We start from the raw sequence: 21,940 nt of genomic DNA on the forward strand, positions 1-21,940 counted from the left end.
GGGACATAGCTTGCCAATCGCCATCGCAGCGCTCTACGGCCCCCCTCTCTGTCCTGCCGGACATCTCCCCCTCAAGGGGGGAGATTGGCAGTTTCGATGCCGACGCATCCCTCGCGGCGCTGGAGATTGGCGAAAGCCGGCGCGACATCCGATCTCCCCCCTCGAGGGGGAGATGGCCGGCAGGCCAGAGAGGGGGGCCTCGCGCCAGCTTTCGCAATTTGCGCAGAGCGCCCAGCCATGAACCGCTTCGCCGAGCTCCTCGACCGCCTCGTGCTGACGCCGTCGCGCAACGGCAAGCTGACGCTGCTGACCGACTATTTCCGCAGCGTCGAAGACCCGGACCGCGGGCTGGCGCTGGCAGCGATCACCGGGGACCTGTCGATCGCGGCGGTGAAGCCGGCGATGCTGCGGGCGCTGGTGGTCGAGCGCATGGACCCGGTGCTGTTCGGCTATTCCTACGACTATGTCGGCGACCTCGCCGAGACGGTGTCGCTGGTCTGGCCGCAGGCGCCCGGAAATATCCCGAACCACGCGCCGACGCTGGCCGAGGTGGTTGGCAAGCTGCAGGCGGCGAGCCGCTCCGACGGACCGAAGGTGCTGGCGAGGCTGCTCGACAGCGCCAGCATCTCGGCGCGCTTCGCCATCATCAAGCTGGTGACCGGCGGCCTGCGCATCGGCGTTTCGGCGCGGCTTGCCAAGCAGGCGCTGGCCGATCTCGGCCAGGTCGACGTCACCGAAATCGAGGAGCTGTGGCACGGGCTGACGCCGCCCTACATCTCGCTGTTCGCCTGGCTGGAGGGCAAGGCCGGCAAGCCCGAACGGACCGCGCTGGCGCTGTTCAGTCCGGTGATGCTGGCCAATCCGGTCGGCGACGGCGATCTCGAAAAGCTCGATCCGGCCGACTATGCGGCCGAATGGAAGTGGGACGGCATCCGCGTCCAGGCGGTGTGCGAAGGCGGCATCCGCCGGCTCTATTCGCGCACCGGCGACGACGTCTCCGGCGCCTTTCCGGACCTTGCGGCGTCGATGGATTTCGAGGCAGCGCTCGACGGCGAATTGCTGGTCGGCGATCCGCGTGAAGCGACGGGTACCTTTTCCGACCTGCAGCAGCGGCTGAACCGCAAGAGCGTGTCGTCGAAAATCCAGCAGCAATATCCGGCCTTCATGCGTTGCTACGACGCGCTGCTGATTGGCGGCGAGGATTTGCGCGCGCTGCCTTTGCGCGAAAGGCGGGCCCGGCTCGCGGCCTTCATCGGCACGCTCGATCCAAGCCGCTTCGACCTCTCGCCGCTGGTCGAATTCCCCGACTGGCAGGCGCTGGAGGAGCTTCGCCAGGCGCCGCCGCATCCGATCATCGAAGGGGTGATGCTGAAGCGCTGGGATTCGCCCTATCTCGCCGGACGGCCGAAGGGGCCGTGGTTCAAATGGAAGCGCGATCCGCACACGGTCGACGCGGTGCTGATGTATGCGCAGCGCGGCCATGGCAAGCGCTCGAGTTTCTACTCCGATTACACCTTCGGCGTCTGGTCGGGCCCGGAAGGCGCGGAAGAGCTGGTGCCGGTCGGCAAGGCCTATTTCGGCTTCACCGACGAGGAGCTGAAGCAGATCGACAAATATGTCCGCGACAACACTGTCGAGCGCTTCGGCCCGGTGCGCTCGGTTCGCGCCGACCGCGACAACGGCCTGGTGCTGGAGGTGGCGTTCGAGGGGCTCAACCGCTCGACCCGGCACAAATCGGGCGTCGCCATGCGTTTTCCGCGTATTTCACGGCTGCGCTGGGACAAGCCGGCGGCCGAGGCGGACCGCATCGAGACGCTGCAGGCGCTGCTGGATTAGGAAATCCGACGCTACTGCGCGATCGAGACGCGGACCTCGTAGATGTCGACCGACTTGCCCTGCTTGTCGAAGTCGGAGTTGATGGCAATGGTGCCGGCCGCGCCCGGCTGCTTGTCCGGGAACTGCACGTCGAACAGATATTCGTTGCGTTCATGACCGACCGCATAGCGCTTGCGGCCGCAATCGCCGAGCTCGCCGAAATTGCAGTCGACTGAGATCTGCGTCTCCTTGCCCTCTTCCGAGCGGGCGACGATGTCGAACATGGCATGCTTGCCGACGAGCTTTTCCAGCACGCCCTGGCCGACGTCGAAGGCGATGGCCGAACCGGAAGCGCCGGAGCGGATGCGCAGGAACGAGCCGGTGTCGTCCTGCATCACCTCGGCCTTGGCGTCGGCGGGCGCCGCGACATGGGTCGGGTCAGCCGGTGAGAAGACACTGATCCAGTCGCGCTGCTGCGCGGCCTCGCCCTGTTTTTCCGGCGACCCGGCGGGCGGCTCGGCCGCCTCGTCGTCCTCGACCGTCGGCGGCGCCTGGGGCGGGCCGGTGTCGAGTTCGGCCGCGGTCTTGAAGACGCCGGTCTGCTTGGCGAAATAGAGCCCGATGCCGGCGGCGGCCAGCAGCGTCACGCCGAGGAAGATCGCCGTCAGCGGCAGGCGACGTCCCCTGATCCGCCGCTCGTCGCGATCCGGCGCCACCTCCGCCTCGCCGTCTTCCGCTGCGGCGGATGCCGGCGAATCGAGCGTCGGCGCATCGGGAAGGTCGCCGGGCATGATGTCGGGGACGACTGGCAGCACGCGCGAGCGTGGCGCATCGGAAGCTGAAGGCTGCACAGGGCCATCGACCACGATCGCCGGCGACGGCTGAGCGGTTTGCGTCGGCGGTTCCACAGTGGGCGCCGGCGCGGCGGTCTCGTCCGACATGGCGATTTCAGGGGCAACCGCCGCCGCCGTGTCACTCTCGTCCAGCGCGGCGACATCGGGGACCGCCGGCAGGAACTCCGATTCGATCTCGGCGATCTTGGCCTGCACCGCCTTGCGGCGCTTGATGGCCATTTCCACGGTCACGTTCGGATTGGCCTGCAGCACGCGGTCGAGCGCGGCAAAGGCCGAGCGATAGACCCGCTCGCGAAAGACGCGGTCCTCGGCATTGCCCTTCTCGAAGGCGTTGCGGATCGCTTTTTCGATCGCGTCCAAGCCAAATCCCTCTGCACATTCCTGCCATGATCGTTAGCGGCAGGCGGCCAATCAATCAACGGGCCGGCGGCCGCATTCTGCGCGGCGCAACCGGACAAACCGGATTTCGGCGGTTTTTTTCAAGGAAATCAACCTATTTCGCCGAAGCGGTCCCGCACCAGCCGGCAGGCGCCGTGCTTCGAACCGGCGTCGCATTGCTCCTGCGGCTGCTTTGAGGCAGACCCGGAGCCGGCGCGAATGCCAGTTCCGGCCCGAATTCGCGGTTGCTTATTTGAATTCGCCGCAAGCCATCTTGAATTCGCGGCGGGTTGAGTCTATCACGCAGCCCATCTTGGAGGCCTAGCGCTTCCCGGGCCGCTTTAGCTCAGTTGGTAGAGCACATCATTCGTAATGATGGGGTCGCGTGTTCGAGTCACGCAAGCGGCACCAGTTCCTCTGCTCGAAATGCTTTATTTCCAAGAGGATACACTGGATCTGGGTGGCATTCCAACCACCCGAAAATCCACCTCGGATGACTTCGTTGGCAGGTCGGGTCGTGTCTCCATCTTGAAATCTGGCCGCTGTCGTCGCCAGCTTTCCCAGCCATCCGGTGCAGACGCTGCTGAGGGTTTGAGCGATCTCTGGCATCTATGGCCGATACAAAAGCACCGGCACGGTGGCGTCAGCCGGTTACACAGAGCGGGAAATATCTCCGGCCTTCTGGGCGTGGTGCGTCAGCGTCCCAGGAATAGGCAAGGTCAAGCTGCGTTCCGCGTCGGCGAAGGGCGGAGGACTGGGAGAGATGAGCACCATGCGCGCGGCGCGTCTGGAAGTCGGCAGGACATGGACGGGGGGCGGTCCGCGTGCGGACGCCTGGCCGACGGGTGCAACGACCACGCAGCGTCACCTCGCGGCGATCCTGGCTTGCGACGTGGTCGGCTATTCGCGCCTGACGGAACGCGACGAGCGCGGCACGCTCGAACGGCTGAAGATCTACCGCAAGGATCTCCTCGAACCACTGGTCTCCGAGCATCGGGGGCGGATCGTCAAGCGCACCGGCGACGGCATGCTGTGCGAGTTCGCCAGCGTCGTCAACGCAGTGAACGCGGCGATCGCGATCCAGCAGGCCGTGGCGGACCGCGAGGCGGAGACGGCCGAGGAAGAGCGGATTCACTTGCGCATCGGCGTCAATCTCGGCGACGTGGTCTGCGAGGAGGACGGCGACCTCTACGGCGACGGGGTCAACATCGCCGCCCGCCTCGAAGGCATCGCCGATCCTGGTACCGTGGTTGTCTCGGGCACCGCCTACGACCACCTTCAGGGCAAGCTCGACTGCGGCTTCACGCCGCTCGGCGAGCTGCGTCTGAAGAACATCGAGCGGCCCGTGCGCGCCTACCGCGTCGAGACCGACGCCAGCGCCGCGGTGGCTGCACCGCCTCCCTTGCCCGAGAGACCCTCGATCGCTGTCCTGCCTTTCACCAACATGAGCGGCGACCCCGACCAGGAATACTTCGCCGACGGGCTGGTCGAGGACATCATCACCGGATTGAGCCGGGTGAACTCCTTCTTCGTGATCGCCCGCAATTCGTCCTTCACCTACAAGGGCCGGGCGGTGGACCTGCGCCAGGTCGGGCGCGAGCTGGGCGTCCGCTACGTGCTCGAGGGCAGCATCCGCAGAGCAGGATCGCGGGTGCGCATCAGTGGGCAGTTGGTGGACGCGATCAGCGGACACCATATCTGGACCGACCGTTTCGAGGGCGACCTGAGCGACATCTTCGACCTGCAGGACAAGGTGACCGAGAGCGTCGTCGGCGCTGTCGAGCCGAGCATCCGGCTGGAGGAGATCAAGCAGGCGCGCATGAAGCCGACCGACTACATAAGCGCCTACGACCTCTACCTTCGCGCGCTGCCGCGCTTCTACAGCATGACGCGCGAAGGCTTTGCCGACGTGCGCCGGCTCACCAACGAGGCGCTCAGCATCGACCCCGGCTTCAACCTGGCGAAGGGACTCGGCGCCTATATCCGCAGTCTGTCCGTGAGCCAGTGCTGGCATGAGCCGGACGATACCCGCGTCGCCGCGCGCATGGCGCGCGAGGTGCTGGCGGAAGCGCGCGACGACCCCACGAGCCTGCGCTTCGCCGCGCAGGTGATTGCCTACAGCGCGAAAGAGTACGAGATGGCGCTGCGCACGATCGAACGATCCCTGCTGCTCAACCCCAATTCGGCGCAGGGCCATACGGGCTGCGGCTGGGTGAACGCGCATTCCAGCCGCCCGCTCGTCGCGATCGAGCACTTTCACAGGGCCATGCGGCTGAGCCCGGTCGACCCCGAGAAGGGCATCGCGCTCTCCGGCATCGGCATGAGCTACCTGATGCTCGAGCGCTACGAGGAAGCGCTGGCATGGGGAGAACGCGCGCTGCACGAGATGCCGAACTACGGCTCGTCGCACCGGGTGGTTATCATGGCGCTGGTCAAACTGAACCGGCTTCACGAGGCGCAGGCGGCGGCGCGGCGGCTTATGGAGGCTTTCCCGACATACACGCTCACCCTGCAGAGACAGATCAACCCGTGGCTGGACAAGGTGTTCGCCGAGCGTTACGTCGAGGCGCTGAGCATCGCCGGCGTGCCGGAGTGATCGTCGCGGCTGCAAAGATGCGCTCTCCCGCGCGTCACGCCCGCAAGTCAGACAGCGTGCCGCAGGTCCGGGTCCTTGTCGAAAAGGTCTCGGGACGCGAGGCAAGTGCATAGGCGATGTCCATCGCCGACCCGAGCGATCCGGTTTTTCGCGCCTAACCTGCGATCATCACCGAAGCGGCAGTCGAAACGCCCGCGCCGTTTCCAACGCGGGCGCTGCCGATCGGTGCGGTTTGGCACGGCATTCGCCCCATAACGAATTTGATCCATAGCAATGAGCGAGGACGTATCCTGCGCTAATATCGGCAAGGATCGATCGGCAGAAATTCGCGAGGCCGAAGCCGGCTGAAAAAGGGAGGTCACACAGATGATGATCCGCACTCTCTCCACCCTGGAATGCACGAAAATGCTGGCGGCCAACCGCACCGGACATTTGGCTTGCGCGAAGGACGGACAACCCTATGTCGTGCCTTTCAACTACGCCTATGCCGACAGCCACCTCTATGCCTTCTCGCTGTTGGGCAAGAAGGTCGACTGGATGCGGGAGAATCCCCTGGTGTGCGCCCAGGTGCAGGAACACACGCAGGGGCGCGGCTGGAAAAGCGTGATCGTCGAGGGCCGCTATGAGGAACTGCCGGACCGGATCGGCCACAAGGTTCAACGCGACCATGCCTGGGCAGTGCTGAGCAAGCACGCGGGCTGGTGGGAGCCCGGCGCGCTCAAGCCTGTCACGCCTCCTCTTTCAGATAGCCTGCCGCATGTCTTTTTCCGGATCCTCGTCGAGCAGGTCTCGGGACGGGAGGCAACTGAATAGCCAGCGTCCACGGCAGCAACCGGAGCATCTCCGGAGCCTATCCGCCCAGCGTCGCCACCGTCTTCAGCGCGCCATCCAGCATGTCGCCCTTCTCGTCCTTCAGCGCGGCTTCGCGCAGGCGGCGGATCCAGTCGGCGGCATCGCCGCGAGGCCTAGCGCTTCCCGGGCCGCTAATGATGAGGTCGCGTGTTCGAGGCACGCAAGCGGCACCAGTTTCCCCTCCAATCGCAATTGTACCACCGCGGCGCGTCAAGCCGTATTTGGCGACGTCAGTGTTATGAAAGTCTTGGCCCGCTCGCAGCGGTCAATGCCAGAATCCATCAGACCGCATGTCGACTACAAATCTTCATCTTCGCAAACATCCGTTGGCATATTAGTATCTAATATTAAATTACTCTAATTTAGCTGCAGATACTTCAAGTTACTAGTTTCAAACAACTACAACTTCTGCGTTCAATGTTAATTATTGTCTTTCATAGTGACATCCATATGGAGTCACACATGAGCGACATCTCGGCATCAAGGTACATTCTGAGCGGATTGACGGCTTTTTCCTATGTCGTCGTCTATTCACTCGCGTCAGCGCTCGGCCTGAAAGTCGAAAACGTTCTGGGCGTCCCTGAAGCTCTTTTGCTCGTTGCGGCCATCGTGGCGAGTGCCAGCCTTCTGAACAGGGCACCTCTGTTCAGGGCCGCACTGGAAAATTTTCTTTACGGGACGCTGCTCGTTTTTCCGATCACAATCGCGGTCTATCTCGCCGCACGCTCGAACGTGCCTTGGGCCGACGAAGAGCTGCGGCAGATGGATCAGGCGCTGGGCATCAACTGGCCAGCCTTGATCGCTTTCGTGGACAGCCGAAAAAATCTCTCATTCGTCCTGAACATCGCCTACAGAAGCTTCCATTTCCAGCTCCTGATTCTGCCCTTTATGTTGGCATCGACCGGGCATGTCCTGCGGTCGTATCAGATGACAATTGCGTATGCCGTCATCTGCTTCGTTTCCTGCGTCATTTCTATCTGGTACCCAGCGCTAGGCACCTACAGTGTCTACCATATGGACCCCAGCAATCTAAAATACATCGACGGAAAGCTGGCGACCGTCTTCCTTGATGAACTGATTGGGATCCATTCAAATTCCAACTTTGTTTTCGATTTTGGGCGAGCCGAAGGGATCATGACTTTCCCTTCCGTCCACGCCGCCATTGCGGCCCTCTGTGCATGGGCCGCGTGGGATGCGAAATGGCTCCGCTACCCCATGCTCCTCCTGAACATACTGATGGCAGCTTCCGCCGCCATCGTATCGAACCACTACGTGGTGGACGTCATCGCCGGCATAGGGGTCGCCGGGTTTTGTATTTCAGCGGTGTCGTTCGTTACCCGACCGAGGCGTTCGGCAATTGGCTCGCGCCCGCAAGGCCTCAACGCTCTACCCGTTCCGTCAATCTCCGACATATCTGCGTGATCTCGGCCCTGGCCATCTCCCAAAGTGCCAAGAACCGTTCCTTGGAACCCGCATCGCCGTCTTGGCGAGCCGCAATCCACGATTTCCAAAGGAGTGGCTGCAGCCTTGCTGTCCCCCCTATCCCAGCGTCGCGACCGTCTTCAGCGCGCCATCCAGCATGTCGCCCTTCTCGTCCTTCAGCGCCGCCTCGCGCAGGCGGCGGATCCAGTCGGCGGCATCGTCGCGGCCCTTCAGCATATCGAGCGCTGAAAGCACGCGGTCGAATTTCGACTGGGCGCGGGCGTGGGTGTCGCTGTAGCCCTTGATCAGCCGGCGGCAGTTCAGGATTTCCGTGCCAAGCGCGTAATCTTCGCGGGCGTGGGCGAGCGCCAGGTCGTACCAGCGTTCCAGATGCTCGACCTCCATCCTGTGGCGCAGCAGGCGGCGGCGCCAGCGGCGCAGGCCGCCAATGACCCACAGCATGGCGAAGCCGGTGAAACTGTCGGTGCGGATGTGGCGGCCGCGGTTGATGCGGCGGTCGAGGAAAGCGGCAAGCTTCGGCCGGTCCTCGATGTAGCTGCCCAGCCCGGCTGGCAGCGTGCCGCAGAACTCCTCGATGCGCGGATGGAAATATTCGGTGACCTGCAGTACCGTTCCGTCCTTGACGCCGACCTCCTTGCGCACGCGCCTGTCGCGGGTCGAGCGAGTCTTGAGGTCGGCGACGCGGATCATGTCGTCGTAGCACATGGCGTTGGCCAGATGTTTCGCCGCGGCGATCGACAGCGCATAGGCGTGCTCCGGGCCATCCAGCGCGACGGCCTTGTCCAGCCGGTCGAGATACTCGCCGCCATAGGCGATGTCCTGGTAGTCGACGACTTTTTTCAGGCCGCGTTCGGCCATGTCGCGCACCGGCTCTGGCAAGGCACCCACGCGGGCGGCGAGCTCCTGCCAGCCTTTCAGCAAGATTTCCGGTCCACGGACCTTCGCCGTTGACCTGGCTTCAGGAGCGGCAGGCTTCGTCGCCGCCTGCTCGCCTGCCGGTGCAGCCGCGATGCCGCGCGCGCGATCGTAAGCGGCGGCGAAGGCGGCGAGGCTGGCTCTGACGCCGCGGCCGCCGGCGCCGATCGCCTGCTCATAGTTCTCCCGCGCAAAGGGCAGCGCATCGGAACCGGCCAGCGCGCCGAGCAGGCTGGCCGAGATCATGGTGCCATTCTCGGCGGCGATCTGGTCCATGTCGAAGGCGATGAATCGCCTGGCCGCGGCTTGCGCCGTCGCGTGCACCCTCTCCGACGAGGCGCGGCCGTCGCCCGGCTCGATCTTTTCCGACACCGCGGCGATGCGATGCGAGGAGGCGATCAGAGTCGTGCGCTCGGGCGTCACGAATCCCCTGATGATGGCGCGGCCGGCTTCCATCAGCTCGGCGGCGATCAATATGTCGACGTCGCCCTGCGAAGGCGACAGCGCGAAGACGGGCAGCCGGCCGGTGTCGCGGGCCATCTCGATATAATAGATCGTAGCACCCGTGCGCTGGGCGACGCCTGCCACCGAGGTCGACTGGGCGATGTAGCCACTGCGCTCGGCGACGTCGGTAATCCAGTCGGCGAGCACGCCGCCGCCCTGGCCGCCGACGGCGAGCACGGCGAGCTTTATCACGCGCTCTTCGTCATGGGCGCCCGTCCTCGGGTGCAGCGCTGCGTTGTGATCAAGCATCGGCAAACACCAGCCGGCGGCTTTCGCGGCGGCGCTGCAGGCGCCCGATCACCGCACGCCGCGCGCTTTCGAGGAAACGGTCCCAGCGGCCGGGATTGTGGACGACATCGGCGCGGTAGAAGGACGGGCAGAGCACGGCGGCGTCCGCCACCTCGCCGCAATTGCCGCAGCCGACGCAATTCTGGTCGATCGATGCCACCGGATCGTCGCGCAGCGGGTCGTCGAGCGACTTGACCGACAGCGAGGGGCAGCCCGAGAGCCGCATGCAGGCGTGGTCGCCGGTGCAGATGTCCTCGTCGACGCCGAACTTCGGTTTGACGACCCTTGTCCCCCCCTTGATCGCCTTGTCGACCAGCGGCTTCTCGCGGCGCTGGCGGTTCAACATGCATTCGGAGGAGGCGACGATGACTTTCGGCCCCTTCTCCTCGGTCGTCAGCGCCTCGCGCAGCGTCGCTTGCATCTTGCCGACGTCATAGGTGCGATCGATGTGGCGCAGCCATTTCACGCCCATGCCCTTCACCGCCTCGGTGATCGGATGTTTTGTGGATTTGGTGCGGTTCGAGGCGCGCGAGGACAGGATGTCCTGCCCGCCGGTGGCGGCCGAGTAGAAATTGTCGACGATGACGATGACGCCGTCGTTCTTGTTGAACACCGCATTGCCGATCGAGGAGGTCAGGCCGTTGTGCCAGAAGCCGCCGTCGCCGACGAAGGAGATCGAGCGGCGTTTTGCATCAGGCGAATTGAACGCTGACGCCGAGGCCGGCCCCAGCCCGTAGCCCATAGTGGTGGCGCCGAGCTCGAAGGGCGGCATGATCGAGAACAAATGGCAGCCGATGTCGGAGGCGATGTGGTGCTTGCCGAGCTCCTGCTCGACCAGCTTGGTCGCGGCGAAGATCGGCCGTTCCGGGCAGCCGATGCAGAAGCCAGGCGGGCGGCCGGGGACGACGTTGATCAGGTCGGCGGTGTCGACGCCTTCGCCCGATTTGTTCGGCGCCCTCACCTCGCCCGGCAGCAGATGCGGAGCATGCGCCCGCAGGAAGGAGCCGATGCCGTCGAGCATGACCTGGCCGGTATATTCGCCGGCCATCGGCAAATGCTCCTTGCCCACCAGCCTGGTGCCGCGGCCGGCCTTGTGCAGCATGGCGGCAAAAGCCTGTTCGATGTAGTTGGGCTGGCCTTCCTCGACGACCAGCACCGCTTGCTTGCCCTCGCAGAAAGCGAGGAACTCGTCGTCGACCAGCGGATAGACGGCGTTCAGCACATAGAGCGACACGTCGGTGTCGCCATAGGTGTCGGCGAGGCCGAGCCGCTGCAGCGCGCGGATGACCGAATTGTACATACCGCCCTGCATGACGATGCCGACCGAGCCATGATCGGAGCCGAAGATCTCGTTGATCTTGCGGCTCCTGATGAAATCGACCGCCGCCGGCCAGCGCTTCGCCACCTTCTCCTTCTCATGCAGGAAGGAGGCGGGCGGCAGCACGATGCGGCCGGTGTCGCGGCGCGGCGCTTCCAGCGCATCGGCCACCGACATTGGCGGCCGCTTGTTGTCCTTGGCGACAAAATGGCCGTGGACGTGGCAGCAGCGGATGCGCACCTGCAGCATGACCGGCGTGTTGGAGGCTTCCGACAGCTCGAAGCCGTCCTCGACCGCCTTGACGATCGAGGGCAGGTTCGGGCGCGGATCGAGCAGCCAGACCTGGCTCTTCATGGCGAAGGCGTGGCTGCGCTCCTGCATAATGGAGGAGCCCTCGCCATAGTCCTCGCCGACGATGATCAGCGCGCCGCCGGTGACGCCGCCGGACGCCAGATTGGCCAGCGCATCGGAAGCGACATTGGTGCCGACCGTCGACTTGAAGGTGGCGGCACCGCGGATCGGGTAATGCACGGAGGCGGCAAGCATCGCAGTGGCGGTGGCTTCCGAGGCACTCGCCTCGAAATGCACGCCGAGTTCTCCGAGAATGTCCTGCGCGTCGGCGAGCACGTCCATCAAATGGCTGATCGGCGCGCCCTGATAGCCGCCGACATAGCCCACGCCGCATTGCAGCAGCGCCTTGGTGATGGCGAGAATGCCTTCGCCGGCGAACTCCTGGCCGGCACCGAGCCGGAGCTTCTCGACTTCCTTGGCAAAAGACCGTTCGGCCATGGTGGCCTCCTTCCGTTGCCGCCGGCATCCGGCGGCGCGTACGTCTAGATGTCGTGCTTGCGGATGTTCTTGAGCATCTTCTGCAATATGGCGATCAGGGCCGCGTATTCGGCGTCGTCGACGCCGTCGAACATGGCCTCGAAGGCATCGTGCATGGCCGGCCAGGCGCGTGTGAACAGAGCCCGGCCGTCATCGGTAAGGAATACATGGCGGAAGCGGCTGTCGGAGACACCCTGTTCACGCCGCACCAGGCCCTGCCCCTCAAGCGTGTCGAGCGTCCGGCTCAAGGTCGACTGCTCGATCACCGTGTAGACCGAGAGGTCATTGACGGTGACGCCGTCGGTCACCGACAGCACGGCCAGCGTGCGGACCTGCGGAATGGTCAGGCCCTGCTTGCGGAAATCCTCGCGCAGCGTGGCGTTGTAGCGGCCCATGATGCGGTTCATCAGGTAGGGCGCGAACTGCTGCAGGCCGATCTCGCCCAGGGTCGAGATGCGCTGGCGCTTCTGCTGGACCTTCTCCTCCATCACAGCCTCCCTGCCAGCAGGTAGCCGGAGCCGCCGCCAAGCCCGGCGCCGGGATGCGTGGAGGCGCCGATATGGTAGAGGCCCTTGATGCCGGTCGCATGGTTGCGGCTTGCCTTGAACGGCCGCCACAGGAAGGCCTGGTCGATGGTCGACGAGCCGCCATAGGGATCGCCGCCGACCAGGTTGATGTTCATCGCTTCGAGATCGGCCGGCGAATAGGCACGGCGCGCGATCACGCTGGCGCGGAAGCCGTCGATGTGGTTGGCGAGGATCGCTTCGACGCGGTCGGCATAGGCCTCGCGCAACTCGGCGGTCCATTGCCCGTCCGCCGGAGCCGCGAGCTTGCCGGCGGCATCGCCCTTGATGTGGCGCGGCGCCTCGGGAAGCTGCAGCCAGAGGATCGCCTTGCCCGCCGGGCAACGCGACGGATCGAGCGCGTGCGGCTGGCCGACGCAGATGGTCGGCACTTCCGGCAGCAGGCCGCGCAGCGCTTCGTTGCAGGCTTTGGAGACGCCGTCGAGGCCGGGCGTCAGATGCAGCAACGCCACCTTGTCCAGCCCCTCGCCGCGCCAGGCCGGCGGCTTGCTCAAGGCATAGTGGATCTGGAAGTTGCCCTTGCCGTAGCGATATTCGCGCGTCGCGTCGACAGCCGCTTCCGGCGCATCCCTGCCGAGCAGGCGGCCATAAAGCTGGGTCGGCGTGACCGAGCAGATGACGCTCTTTTTTGCGTGCACCGTTTCGCCAGAGGCCAGCCGCACACCGGTGGCGCGGCCGCCTTCGAGGATGATGGAGGCGACGTCCGCGTCGGTGGAGATCACGCCGCCGCGCTCCTTGATCAGCGCCTCGAAGGCGGCGAGCAGGTTTTTCGCGCCGCCCTTGACGATCGGCGCGCCGGCAGCCTCCAGCGCAAACGCAATGACCTTGGCGATCTGACCGGAAAAGGCGTCTTCCGGCCCGAGGCCGGCATGCAGCACCCAGGGCGCCCAGAGCGCACGGATCGTCTCGGATGTGTAGGCCGTCTCCAGCCAGCCGCGCGCCGGCGCCAGCGCCTCGCCGAGGAAGGCGGCGAGGTTGCGCGGCCCGCGCCGCCAGGCTTCGCCGGTGAGCAGCTTGGTCGTCGGATAGGACCACAAGGCGCCGCCGAGCAGGCCGAACAGCAGGCCGGCATTGCGCTCGACGCCGCCGACATCGTTGCCGTGGCGGTCGCCGTCGCCCGAGGCGACCTTGTTGAGCGCCGCGATGTTGGCGGCGCGGTCGGTGCTGAGCACGGCATGGCTGCCGTCGGGCCTCAGCACGCCGGTCGGGGTCGCGGTGTGGCAGAACTCCAGCCCATGCCGCGCCAGATCCTTGCCAAGTGCGGCAAAGGCCGGCGAGGTGATGAACAGCACGAAGGTGGTCGCCATCACGTCATGGACGAAGCCGGGCGCGGTGATCTCTTCGGTGCGCATGCAGCCGCCGATGCGGTCGTTGCGCTCGAGCACGAGCACCTTCGCGCCCTTGCCGCCCAGCATCGCCGCGCAGACCAGGGCGTTGATGCCGCTGCCGACGATGATGTGGTCGGGGGCGTTCATTGGGGGGTGCTCCCGGCCGTCGGAAGGTGGCGATCAGGTGCGCAAAGCCGCGTTCCTGCGCGCCCCCCTCTGCCCTGCCGGACATCTCCCCCACAAGGGGGGAAATTGGCCGTCATCACGGCTTTCGCCAATTGTCCTCGTTGCAGGGTTGAGCGGGGCGCCGAAACTGCCAATCTCCCCCCAAGCGGGGGAGATGTCCGGCAGGACAGAGGGGGGCGCCGCAGAGCGCTGACGCTCCAAGACGGCCGTCTCGACTTCATCATCACTTCATTGCCTGCGAGCATGATCTTCTCCCGAAGACCGCCACCTCGCCCTATTTGCCCGGCACCAGCGCAAGGGCGCGGATCGGGCTGCCGGTGCCATGCTCGATCTTGAGCGGCGCAGCGATCAGGATCGCGCCTTTCGGCGGCAGCTGGTCGAGGTTGCAGAGGCTGGCCAGACCATAGCGATTGGCCTTGTGCATCAGCGTGTGCGCCGGGAACGGCGGCTCCATGCCGCCGGCCTTGCCGGCATCGGTGCCGATGGTCTCCGAGCCCCAGCCCTTGATGTCCTTGCTTATCAGGAACTGGATGGCTTCCGCCGTCGGGCCCGGCGTGTGCGGGCCGGTTTCGTTGGCGTTGAGGAACTCGGCTTCCGAGCCGTTGCGCTTGTACCAGTCGGTGCGCATCACCACCCACTCGCCGGGATTGATGGCGCCATGCTTGGCTTCCCAGGCCTTGATGTGGTCGACGGTGAGCAGGAAATCGTGGTCGGCGGCCGATTCCTTCGAGCAGTCGATGACATTGACCGGGCCGACGAAATTCTGCGCCGGAATGGTGTCGGTGGCGCCGTCCGGATAGTCCTTGCCGGTGATCCAGTGCTGCGGCGCATCGAAATGCGTGCCCGAATGCTCGCCGAGCTTCAGCCAGTTCCAGGCCCACCACGGCCCGTTCTTGTCATATTTGGAGATGGCGTGGATCTCGACCTTCGGCGTGTCGACGGCGAGCTCCGGCGGCAGCTTGATCAGCGGCGTGTTCGGCCCGAGCGGCGCCGACAGGTCGACCACGCGGATGGCGCCCGAAAGCAGCTGGCCGGCGACCTCGCCGAGGAGTTTTTGCGTGTCCATGGTCTCAGTTCCCTCTTTGTCGATGAAGATCGAGGCTCGTTGCGGCCCTTAATATCCTACTAGACGAAAACATATGCATCTGCAATTATCTTTAAGCATAAAGCATTTTGGGGCGAGGCGTGAGCGAGTTCGACGCCATCTTTGTCGGGGCGGGCCACAACAGTCTGGCATGCGCCGCGCATCTGGCGCGCAAAGGCTGGAAAACAGCCGTTTTTGAACGCAGTGCAGCAATCGGCGGCGCGGTGCAGACCCGCGAATTCACCTTGCCCGGCTTCCGCCACGATTTCGGCGCGATGAATCTGAGCCTGTTCGCCGGCTCGGCCTTCCACCGGAAATATGCAAATGAATTGAAAAACCACGGGCTGGAATTCGCTCCGGTGGCGGACTGTTTCGCCAGCGCCTTCCCGGACGGCAAATGGTTCGGCGTCAGCGACGACCTGGAGAAGACCGCCGCGCGGCTGGCCGCCTTCTCCGCAGCGGACGCCGATACTTGGCGGCGTCTTGTCGACGCCTTTCCGGGCGAAGCCGAGCATCTGTTCCGGCTGCTGGGCTCGCCGATGAGCGCCCGCGCGCTGGCCGGCACGGCCTGGAAGCTCTGGCGCAAGAAGGGCGTTGCCGGCGCGCTCGACACCGGCCGGCTGCTCCTCTCCTCGCCGCGCGCGTGGCTGGAAGAAAATTTCGAGACGCCGCATGTGCGCGCGACGCTCGCCGCCTGGGGCATGCATCTCGACTTCGCGCCCGACATCGCCGGCGGCGCCGTGTTCCCCTATCTGGAATCGATGGCCAACCAGAGTTTCGGCATGGTGCTGGGCAGGGGCGGCGCCGACACCATGATCCGCGCGCTTGCCGGCATGGTGACGGCGGCTGGCGGCAAGATCGCAACCGGCGCCGAGGTCGCCGAGATCACGGTCGCGGGCGGCCGGGCGACCGGCGTGCGGCTCGCGTCCGGGGATTTCCACGTTGCCAGCAAGGCAGTGATTGCCGGCGTCGCGCCGAAGGCGCTGCCGGGCAAGCTTCTGCCCGACGGTTCCGGCGATGCCGGTTTCGACGCGGCGATGAAGAAATTCCGTTACGCGCCAGGCACGATGATGATCCACCTGGCGCTGGACGACCTGCCCGACTGGAGCGCCGGGGCCGAGCTGCGTCAGTTCGCCTATGTGCATCTTTCGCCCTCGCTCGACGCCATGTCGCGCACCTACCAGCAGGCGACAGCGGGCATGCTGCCGGACCAGCCGGTGCTGGTTGTCGGTCAGCCGACGGCCGTCGATCCGTCGCGCGCGCCCGCAGGCAAGCATGTGCTGTGGGTGCAGGTGCGCATGCTGCCGGCCGAAATCCTCGGCGACGCGGCCGGCAGGATCGAGTCCGGTCCGTGGGACGCGATCAAGGACGCCTATGCCGAGCGCGTGCTCGAGATCATCGAGAGTTACGCGCCGGGCCTGCGCCAAAAGATCCTCGGCCGCGCCGTCTTCTCGCCGCTCGATCTCGAGCGCGAGAATCCGAACCTCGTCGGCGGCGACCAGGTCTGCGGCAGCCATCATCTGGCGCAGAATTTTCTTTTCCGCCCGGCCCGTGGCTACGCCGGCTGGAACACGCCGGTCTCAAACCTCTACCTCACCGGCGCCGCGACATGGCCCGGCGCCGGCACCGGTGCCGCCTCGGGCTTCATGCTCGCTGAACAGCTAGGCGGGAGGTAGGAGCGACGATCTTTCCGGGATGCAGGGGGCAAGGCGCGGTTGCCCAAGGAGCCTGAACCCAACGATCGAATGAGAATGCCGCGCGAAGAAACACAACCACAGGGGAACGACTATGACCATAAACAGACGTGACTTGCTCGGATACGGCGCGGCGGCGATCGGCGCGACCGCGCTCGGCCTGCCGAAGGCAGCCAAGGCGGCGGGAGAACTGACCATCGCCTATAACGTCAATTTGCCGTCCTGGGACCCGACGACCGGGCCTTCCGCCGTCAACCCGACGATCCAGGGTCTCTACCAGTCGGTGTTCGACCAGTTCATCCCGCAGAAGCCCGACCTTTCCTTCACGCCCGGCCTGCTCACCGAATGGGGCTGGAACGAGGACCGCACCAAGGTGACGATGACGGTGCGCGAGGGCGTGAAGTGGCATGACGGCTCGCCGTTCACGCCTGAGGACGTGGTCTGGTCGCTGCAGCGGGCCGGCGACGAGAAGACCGGCAACCCGATCCAGTTCGTCTGGAAGAACGTCAACAATTTCAAGATCGACGGCAACAAGATCACCGGCGATGTCGTGCAGTTCGACCCGGTCTATTTCAAATGGATGTCGTTCCTGACCGGCTACATCATGCCGAAGGCCTATTACGAGAAGGTCGGCGCCGAAGGCTTCGAGAAGGCGCCGATCGGCACCGGCCCGTACATGGTCGACAAGTTCGAGCGCAACGCCTTCCTGCGGCTCAAGGCCAATCCGAACTACTGGGGCGCCAAGCCGGCCTTCGAGAATGTGACGATCAAGTTCGTCACCGACGCGGCGAGCCGCGTCGCCGAGATCGAGTCCGGCTCCTCGCAGGTGACGCTGGAGATCCCCTATGAGGAATATGACCGGCTGATCACCAAGGACGGGCTCGCGGGCTCGATCAAGAACGTCTCCGACATCGGCATGATCTTCTTCAACGACATCGAGGCGATGCTGGACAAGAACGTCCGTCAGGCTGCGGTGATGGCGGTGGACAAGGAGCTGCTTGTCAAGCGGCTGCTGCGCGGCTACGGCCAGCCGATCGCCACGCTGGAGACGCCGGAATACACGGCCTTCGATGCCTCGATCAAGGTCGAGCACAATCCGGAAAAGGCGAAAGAACTGCTCGCCGCTTCCGGCTTTTCGCCGGAGAAGCCGGTCAAGTTCACGATCCAGACGACCAAGGGCTTCAAGCCCAAGGATTATGAGATGATCCAGGCCATCGTCGGCATGTGGCGCAAGGTCGGCATCGAGGCGACGATCGAGGTCTACGAGATCGCCAAGCACTATGAGCTGCGCGCCGCCGACAAGCTGGCGCCGGCGGCCTTCTACAACTGGGGCAACGCGATCGGCGATCCGACGACGTCGACGGGCTTTGCCATGTACGGCCCGAGCCCGCATTCGGTCTGGGACAGCAAGGACCTGATCGACATGATCAACCCGCTCTGGGGCGAGAAGGACGAGGCCAAGCGTATCGCCGGCTGGAAGGCGGTCGACAAATACATCGCCGAGCAGGCCTATGTGCTGCCGCTGATCCAGTATGCGCAGCCGATCGTGCACGCCAAGGGCGTCAATGTGGTGCAGCATGTGTCGGGTGCCTTGCTGCCGGCGCTGATGACCCCGGCCTGATCATCGGCCTTGGATTGCCGCGCGCCGTCGCGAAGACGGCGCGCATTTTTTCATCCGGGCATACAGGCTGATGCTGCTGCAAAGATTCCTCGTTCGTCTGCTGACCATGCTAGTCACGCTGTTCGGCGTGGCTGTGGTCGTCTTCGTCGTCATCCGGGTGGCGCCCGGTGACCCGATCGCGATGATGTTGCCGCCCGGCGCCAGCGATGAGGACATCGCCAGGTTGCGGGCGCTCTACGGGCTCGACAAGACCATCGTGCAGCAGTTCTTTATCTGGCTCGGTGGCGTCCTGCGCGGCGATTTCGGCACCTCGATATCGCTGCGGCAGGATGTGCTGAGGCTGGTCTTCGACAGGCTGCCGGCGACGCTGGAGCTTGCGACCGTGGCGCTTCTGATGGCGGTGGCGATCGGCGGCACGGCGGCGATCCTCGGGGCGCGCGAGCGCGGCACGGCGGTCGAGGCCGGCATCGACATCGCCAGCGGCACGGCGCTCTCCATCCCCGATTTCCTGTGGGGACTGGTGCTGATCCTGCTGTTCGGCGTCCTTGTCCCGGTCTTCGACATTTCCGGGCGGGTGTCGCCGCAGCTCGACCTGCCCTTCGTCACCCAGTTCTATCTCGTCGAGAGCCTGCTTCGGCTCCGCTTCGATCTCACCTGGGACCTGCTCAAGCACATGCTGATGCCGGCCGTGGCGCTGGCGCTGCCGCTGGCCGCGATCATCGCGCAATTGCTGAAACAGTCGCTGAAGGAAGTACTCGACCTCGACTATGTCGTGCTGGCGCGCGTGAAGGGCTTTTCGGAGACGCAGGTCATCCTGCGCGAAGCGCTGAAAAACGCGGCGCTGCCGACACTGACGCTGGTCGGCGTGCAGTTCACCTTCCTCATCGGCGGCACCGTCATCGTCGAGCGTCTGTTCTCCTACGAGGGCCTCGGCAACATGGCGATCGACGCCGTCATCAACCGCGACCTGCCGCTGATCCAGGGCATCGTGCTGGTCTTTGCGCTGCTCTTCGTGCTGATCAACCTCGCGGTCGACATGATGTACGCGCTGCTTAATCCGAGGCTGCGCCATGGATGACGCCCGCATCTCCCGAAGCGGATCGAGCCCGAGGCTTTGGCTGGCCGGCGGCTGGCTGCTGCTCGCGCTGCTGGCGGCAGTCCTTGCGCCGCTGATCGCGCCGCAGGACCCGCTCGCGCAGGACCTGATGCTGGAGCGCCTGCCGCCCTTCTGGCTTGATGGAGCCGAGCCCGGCTATTGGCTGGGCACCGACAGCCTCGGCCGCGATCTGCTCTCACGATTGATCTTCGGCGGCCGCATCGCCTTCATCGTCGCCTTCGCTGCCGCTTCGGCCGCTTGCGTGGTCGGCTCGGCACTGGGGCTGATTGCCGGCTATTTCGGCGGCTGGGCCGATCGCATCATCTCGCGCATCGTCGACATCTGGATGGCCTTCCCGCCGGTGCTGTTCGCCATCCTTCTGGTGGCGGTGCTGGGCACCGGCCTCAGCTCCGTCATCATCGCCATCGCCGTCATCGACTGGACGCGCTTCTGCCGGGTCATCCGCGCCGAGGCGATGGGCCAGGCGCGCATGGACTATGTCGAAAGCGCGCGCATCGCCGGCTATGGCCGTATCGGCATCATGCTGCGCGAGGTGTTGCCCAACGTGCTGCCGTCGATCGTCGCGCTGCTGTCGCTGGAGATGGGCATCGCCGTCATCGTCGAGGCGATCCTGTCCTTCGTCAACCTGTCGATCTCGACCGACGATCCGACCTGGGGCGGCATCATCGCCGAAGGCCGGTTGTCGATCCACCAGGCCTGGTGGGTGCTGGTGTTTCCGCTGATCACGCTGATCCTCACCGTGCTGTCCTTCAGCCAGTTCGGCGAAGCGCTGAAGGCGCGTTTCGATCCGGTGCTGCGATGAGCGCGGCCTGTCTCGACATCCGCTCGCTCAGCGCCGTGCTGCCCAACGGCCAGCGCGTGCTGCGCTCGGTGTCGCTGTCCGTCCAGCCGGGCGAGGTGCGCGCGCTGGTCGGCGAAAGCGGCGCCGGCAAGACGATGATCGGCAAGGCGGTGCTCGGCGTGCTGCCGACCAGCGTGCGCGTCGTCGAAGGCGACATGCTGCTGGAAGGCGAGGATCTCGGCGCCCTGCAGCCCAAGGCGCGGCGCAATTTGATCGGCGCCCGCACGGCGCTGATCCCGCAGGATCCGCTGACCGCGCTCAACCCGTCGCGCCGCATCGGCCCGCAGATGACCGACAGGCTGGTCCGCATCCTCGGCTGGAGCGGCGAGCGAGCCGACAGCCGCATCCGCCAGTTGCTCGACGAGGTGCAGATACGCGACCCCGAGCGCGTGCTGAAAAGCTATCCGCACGAACTGTCCGGCGGCATGCGCCAGCGCGTGCTTATCGCGGCAGCCTTCGCCGCCGAGCCGAGGCTGATTGTCGCCGACGAGCCGACGACGGCGCTCGACGTGACGGTGCAGAAGCAGATCCTGCGGCTGATCGCGCAGCTGCAGCGCGACCACGGCACGGCGATCCTGTTCGTCACCCACGACCTCGGCGTCGTCGCCAAGATCAGCCAGAAAGTGTCGGTGCTCTATGCCGGCAAGGTGGTCGAGGAAGCCGACACCGCCGAGCTCTTCGCAGCACCCCGGCATCCGTACACACGGGCGCTGATCGCGGCGACGCCGCGCTACACGGACCCCTACGCATCGCTGAAGCCGGTGGACGAAACGGTGCTCGCCGGGCTGGCAGCGGAGATCGCTGCCGCCGACCAGTCCTGGAGGCCAGGCCATGGCTGAGCCGCTGTTTTCCGTGCGCGGGTTGAAGGTGGCGCTGCCCGACATGACGCGCAAGCCGCTGATCGGCCGCGCGCCACTGGCCGAAATCCTGAAAGGGCTGGATTTCGACCTGCCGAAGGGATCGGTGACTGGCATTGTCGGCGAGTCCGGGTCGGGCAAGTCGACGCTCGGCCGTACCCTGGTGCGGCTGCTGGAGCCGAGCGCCGGCTCGATCAGCTTCGAAGGCCGCGACATCAGCAATCTGTCGGAAGCCGAACTGAGGCCGCTGCGTCGCGACTTGCAGATGATCTTCCAGGACCCGATGTCGTCGCTCAACCCGCGCCATACGATCTTCAACATCATCGCCGCGCCGCTGAGGCAGAACGGCCTCGGCGACAGGCTGAAGGAACGCGTGGCGGAAGCGCTGCAGCGGGTCGGCCTGCCGCAGAATTTCGCCAGCCGTTACCGCCACCAGCTCTCGGGCGGCCAGCGCCAGCGCGTCGGCATCGCGCGAGCGCTGGCGCTGTCACCGAAATTCGTGCTGGCCGACGAGATCGTCTCCGGCCTCGACGTGTCGACGCAGGCGCAGATCCTGACCCTGCTGGAAAAACTGGCGGCCGAAATGGGGCTGACGGTGGCCTTCATCAGCCACGATCTGTCGGTGATAAGGCGGCTCTGCCAACAGGTCATCGTCATGCGCGAGGGCAGGATCGTCGAGGCCAGCGCCACCGATGCGCTGTTCGAAAATCCGAAGCAGGCCTACACGCGCGATCTGCTCGCCGCCATCCCGCTGCCCGAGATCGATCCGGACTGGCTGCGACCGCCCGAAAAGGCTTCGGCATAGACCTCTCCGCACGCCGAACAGCGGGCCTCGGA

At 65.3% G+C, this 21,940-nt stretch carries 17 protein-coding genes and 1 tRNA gene; 11 read left to right on the top strand and 7 right to left on the bottom strand.

The annotated features are described in order from the left end of the window. Positions 1 to 237: 237 nt before the first annotated feature. On the top strand, positions 238 to 1,836 hold the full coding sequence (locus EN857_RS01315; RefSeq protein WP_135857690.1) for a cisplatin damage response ATP-dependent DNA ligase: 1,599 nt from the start codon (positions 238 to 240) through the stop codon (positions 1,834 to 1,836). Positions 1,837 to 1,847: 11 nt separating this feature from the next. On the opposite strand, the gene EN857_RS01320 is transcribed toward EN857_RS01315, so the two are convergent. Next, positions 1,848 to 3,029, bottom strand: a complete 1,182-nt coding sequence (locus EN857_RS01320) for a hypothetical protein (protein ID WP_135857692.1) — start codon at positions 3,027 to 3,029, stop codon at positions 1,848 to 1,850. A gap of 353 nt (positions 3,030 to 3,382) precedes the next feature. Here EN857_RS01320 and EN857_RS01325 point away from each other — a divergent pair. The 3 genes from EN857_RS01325 to EN857_RS01335 all read left to right on the top strand — a co-directional run bounded on the left by EN857_RS01325 (position 3,383) and on the right by EN857_RS01335 (position 6,456). After that, a tRNA-Thr gene (locus EN857_RS01325) sits at positions 3,383 to 3,458 on the top strand. Positions 3,459 to 3,810: 352 nt separating this feature from the next. Beyond that, positions 3,811 to 5,643: an adenylate/guanylate cyclase domain-containing protein gene (locus tag EN857_RS01330; RefSeq protein ID WP_245511247.1), complete on the top strand. Its 1,833-nt coding sequence runs from the start codon at positions 3,811 to 3,813 to the stop codon at positions 5,641 to 5,643. Positions 5,644 to 6,009: 366 nt separating this feature from the next. Beyond that, entirely contained in the window at positions 6,010 to 6,456 is a 447-nt protein-coding gene (locus EN857_RS01335; protein ID WP_135857694.1) for a pyridoxamine 5'-phosphate oxidase family protein, read from the top strand. Positions 6,457 to 6,493: 37 nt separating this feature from the next. Here the strand turns inward: EN857_RS01335 and EN857_RS34570 are convergent, their stop codons facing one another. Further along, positions 6,494 to 6,655, bottom strand: coding sequence for a hypothetical protein (locus EN857_RS34570; protein ID WP_187331360.1), 162 nt, complete (start codon positions 6,653 to 6,655; stop codon positions 6,494 to 6,496). 302 nt (positions 6,656 to 6,957) lie between these two features. Here EN857_RS34570 and EN857_RS01340 point away from each other — a divergent pair, with 302 nt between their 5' ends. Then, on the top strand, positions 6,958 to 7,917 hold the full coding sequence (locus EN857_RS01340) for a phosphatase PAP2 family protein (protein WP_187331359.1): 960 nt from the start codon (positions 6,958 to 6,960) through the stop codon (positions 7,915 to 7,917). A 117-nt stretch (positions 7,918 to 8,034) separates the two neighbouring features. Here the strand turns inward: EN857_RS01340 and EN857_RS01345 are convergent, their stop codons facing one another. The 5 genes from EN857_RS01345 to EN857_RS01370 all read right to left on the bottom strand — a co-directional run bounded on the left by EN857_RS01345 (position 8,035) and on the right by EN857_RS01370 (position 14,955). Beyond that, a complete protein-coding gene (locus EN857_RS01345) occupies positions 8,035 to 9,606 on the bottom strand; it encodes an indolepyruvate oxidoreductase subunit beta family protein (RefSeq protein WP_135857699.1) in 1,572 nt (523 codons plus the stop codon). After that, positions 9,599 to 11,752 carry an indolepyruvate ferredoxin oxidoreductase subunit alpha gene (locus EN857_RS01350; RefSeq protein WP_135857702.1) on the bottom strand — a complete coding sequence of 718 codons (2,154 nt, stop codon included), beginning with the start codon at positions 11,750 to 11,752 and terminating at the stop codon, positions 9,599 to 9,601. The genes EN857_RS01345 and EN857_RS01350 overlap by 8 nt, the downstream gene beginning before the upstream one ends. 44 nt (positions 11,753 to 11,796) lie before the next feature. Further along, the gene (locus EN857_RS01355) at positions 11,797 to 12,279 is read right to left on the bottom strand and encodes a MarR family transcriptional regulator (protein ID WP_127284494.1); all 483 of its coding nucleotides are present in this window, start codon (positions 12,277 to 12,279) and stop codon (positions 11,797 to 11,799) included. Continuing rightward, entirely contained in the window at positions 12,279 to 13,850 is a 1,572-nt protein-coding gene (locus tag EN857_RS01360) for an NAD(P)/FAD-dependent oxidoreductase (protein WP_135857704.1), read from the bottom strand. Before EN857_RS01360 ends, EN857_RS01355 begins: the two co-directional genes overlap by 1 nt. A 313-nt stretch (positions 13,851 to 14,163) precedes the next feature. Continuing rightward, positions 14,164 to 14,955: a cyclase family protein gene (locus EN857_RS01370; RefSeq protein WP_127310356.1), complete on the bottom strand. Its 792-nt coding sequence runs from the start codon at positions 14,953 to 14,955 to the stop codon at positions 14,164 to 14,166. A gap of 119 nt (positions 14,956 to 15,074) precedes the next feature. Between EN857_RS01370 and EN857_RS01375 the strand changes: the two genes are divergently transcribed. The 6 genes from EN857_RS01375 (at position 15,075) to EN857_RS01400 (ending at position 21,908) form a co-directional block, all read left to right on the top strand. Beyond that, the gene (locus EN857_RS01375) at positions 15,075 to 16,649 is read left to right on the top strand and encodes an NAD(P)/FAD-dependent oxidoreductase (RefSeq protein ID WP_135857708.1); all 1,575 of its coding nucleotides are present in this window, start codon (positions 15,075 to 15,077) and stop codon (positions 16,647 to 16,649) included. 112 nt (positions 16,650 to 16,761) lie between these two features. Further along, complete coding sequence (locus EN857_RS01380; protein ID WP_135857710.1) at positions 16,762 to 18,288, top strand: ABC transporter substrate-binding protein; 1,527 nt, start codon at positions 16,762 to 16,764, stop codon at positions 18,286 to 18,288. A 70-nt stretch (positions 18,289 to 18,358) separates the two neighbouring features. Next, entirely contained in the window at positions 18,359 to 19,366 is a 1,008-nt protein-coding gene (locus EN857_RS01385) for an ABC transporter permease (protein ID WP_135857713.1), read from the top strand. Further along, positions 19,359 to 20,207: an ABC transporter permease gene (locus tag EN857_RS01390; protein ID WP_127391693.1), complete on the top strand. Its 849-nt coding sequence runs from the start codon at positions 19,359 to 19,361 to the stop codon at positions 20,205 to 20,207. Before EN857_RS01385 ends, EN857_RS01390 begins: the two co-directional genes overlap by 8 nt. Further along, entirely contained in the window at positions 20,204 to 21,085 is an 882-nt protein-coding gene (locus EN857_RS01395) for an ABC transporter ATP-binding protein (protein WP_135857715.1), read from the top strand. The genes EN857_RS01390 and EN857_RS01395 overlap by 4 nt, the downstream gene beginning before the upstream one ends. Further along, positions 21,078 to 21,908 carry an ATP-binding cassette domain-containing protein gene (locus EN857_RS01400; RefSeq protein WP_127391691.1) on the top strand — a complete coding sequence of 277 codons (831 nt, stop codon included), beginning with the start codon at positions 21,078 to 21,080 and terminating at the stop codon, positions 21,906 to 21,908. The genes EN857_RS01395 and EN857_RS01400 overlap by 8 nt, the downstream gene beginning before the upstream one ends. The last annotated feature ends 32 nt before the right edge of the window (positions 21,909 to 21,940 follow it).

This window comes from Mesorhizobium sp. M4B.F.Ca.ET.214.01.1.1 (genome assembly GCF_004791545.1).
In the GTDB taxonomy this organism is placed as follows: Bacteria; Pseudomonadota; Alphaproteobacteria; order Rhizobiales; family Rhizobiaceae; genus Mesorhizobium; species Mesorhizobium abyssinicae.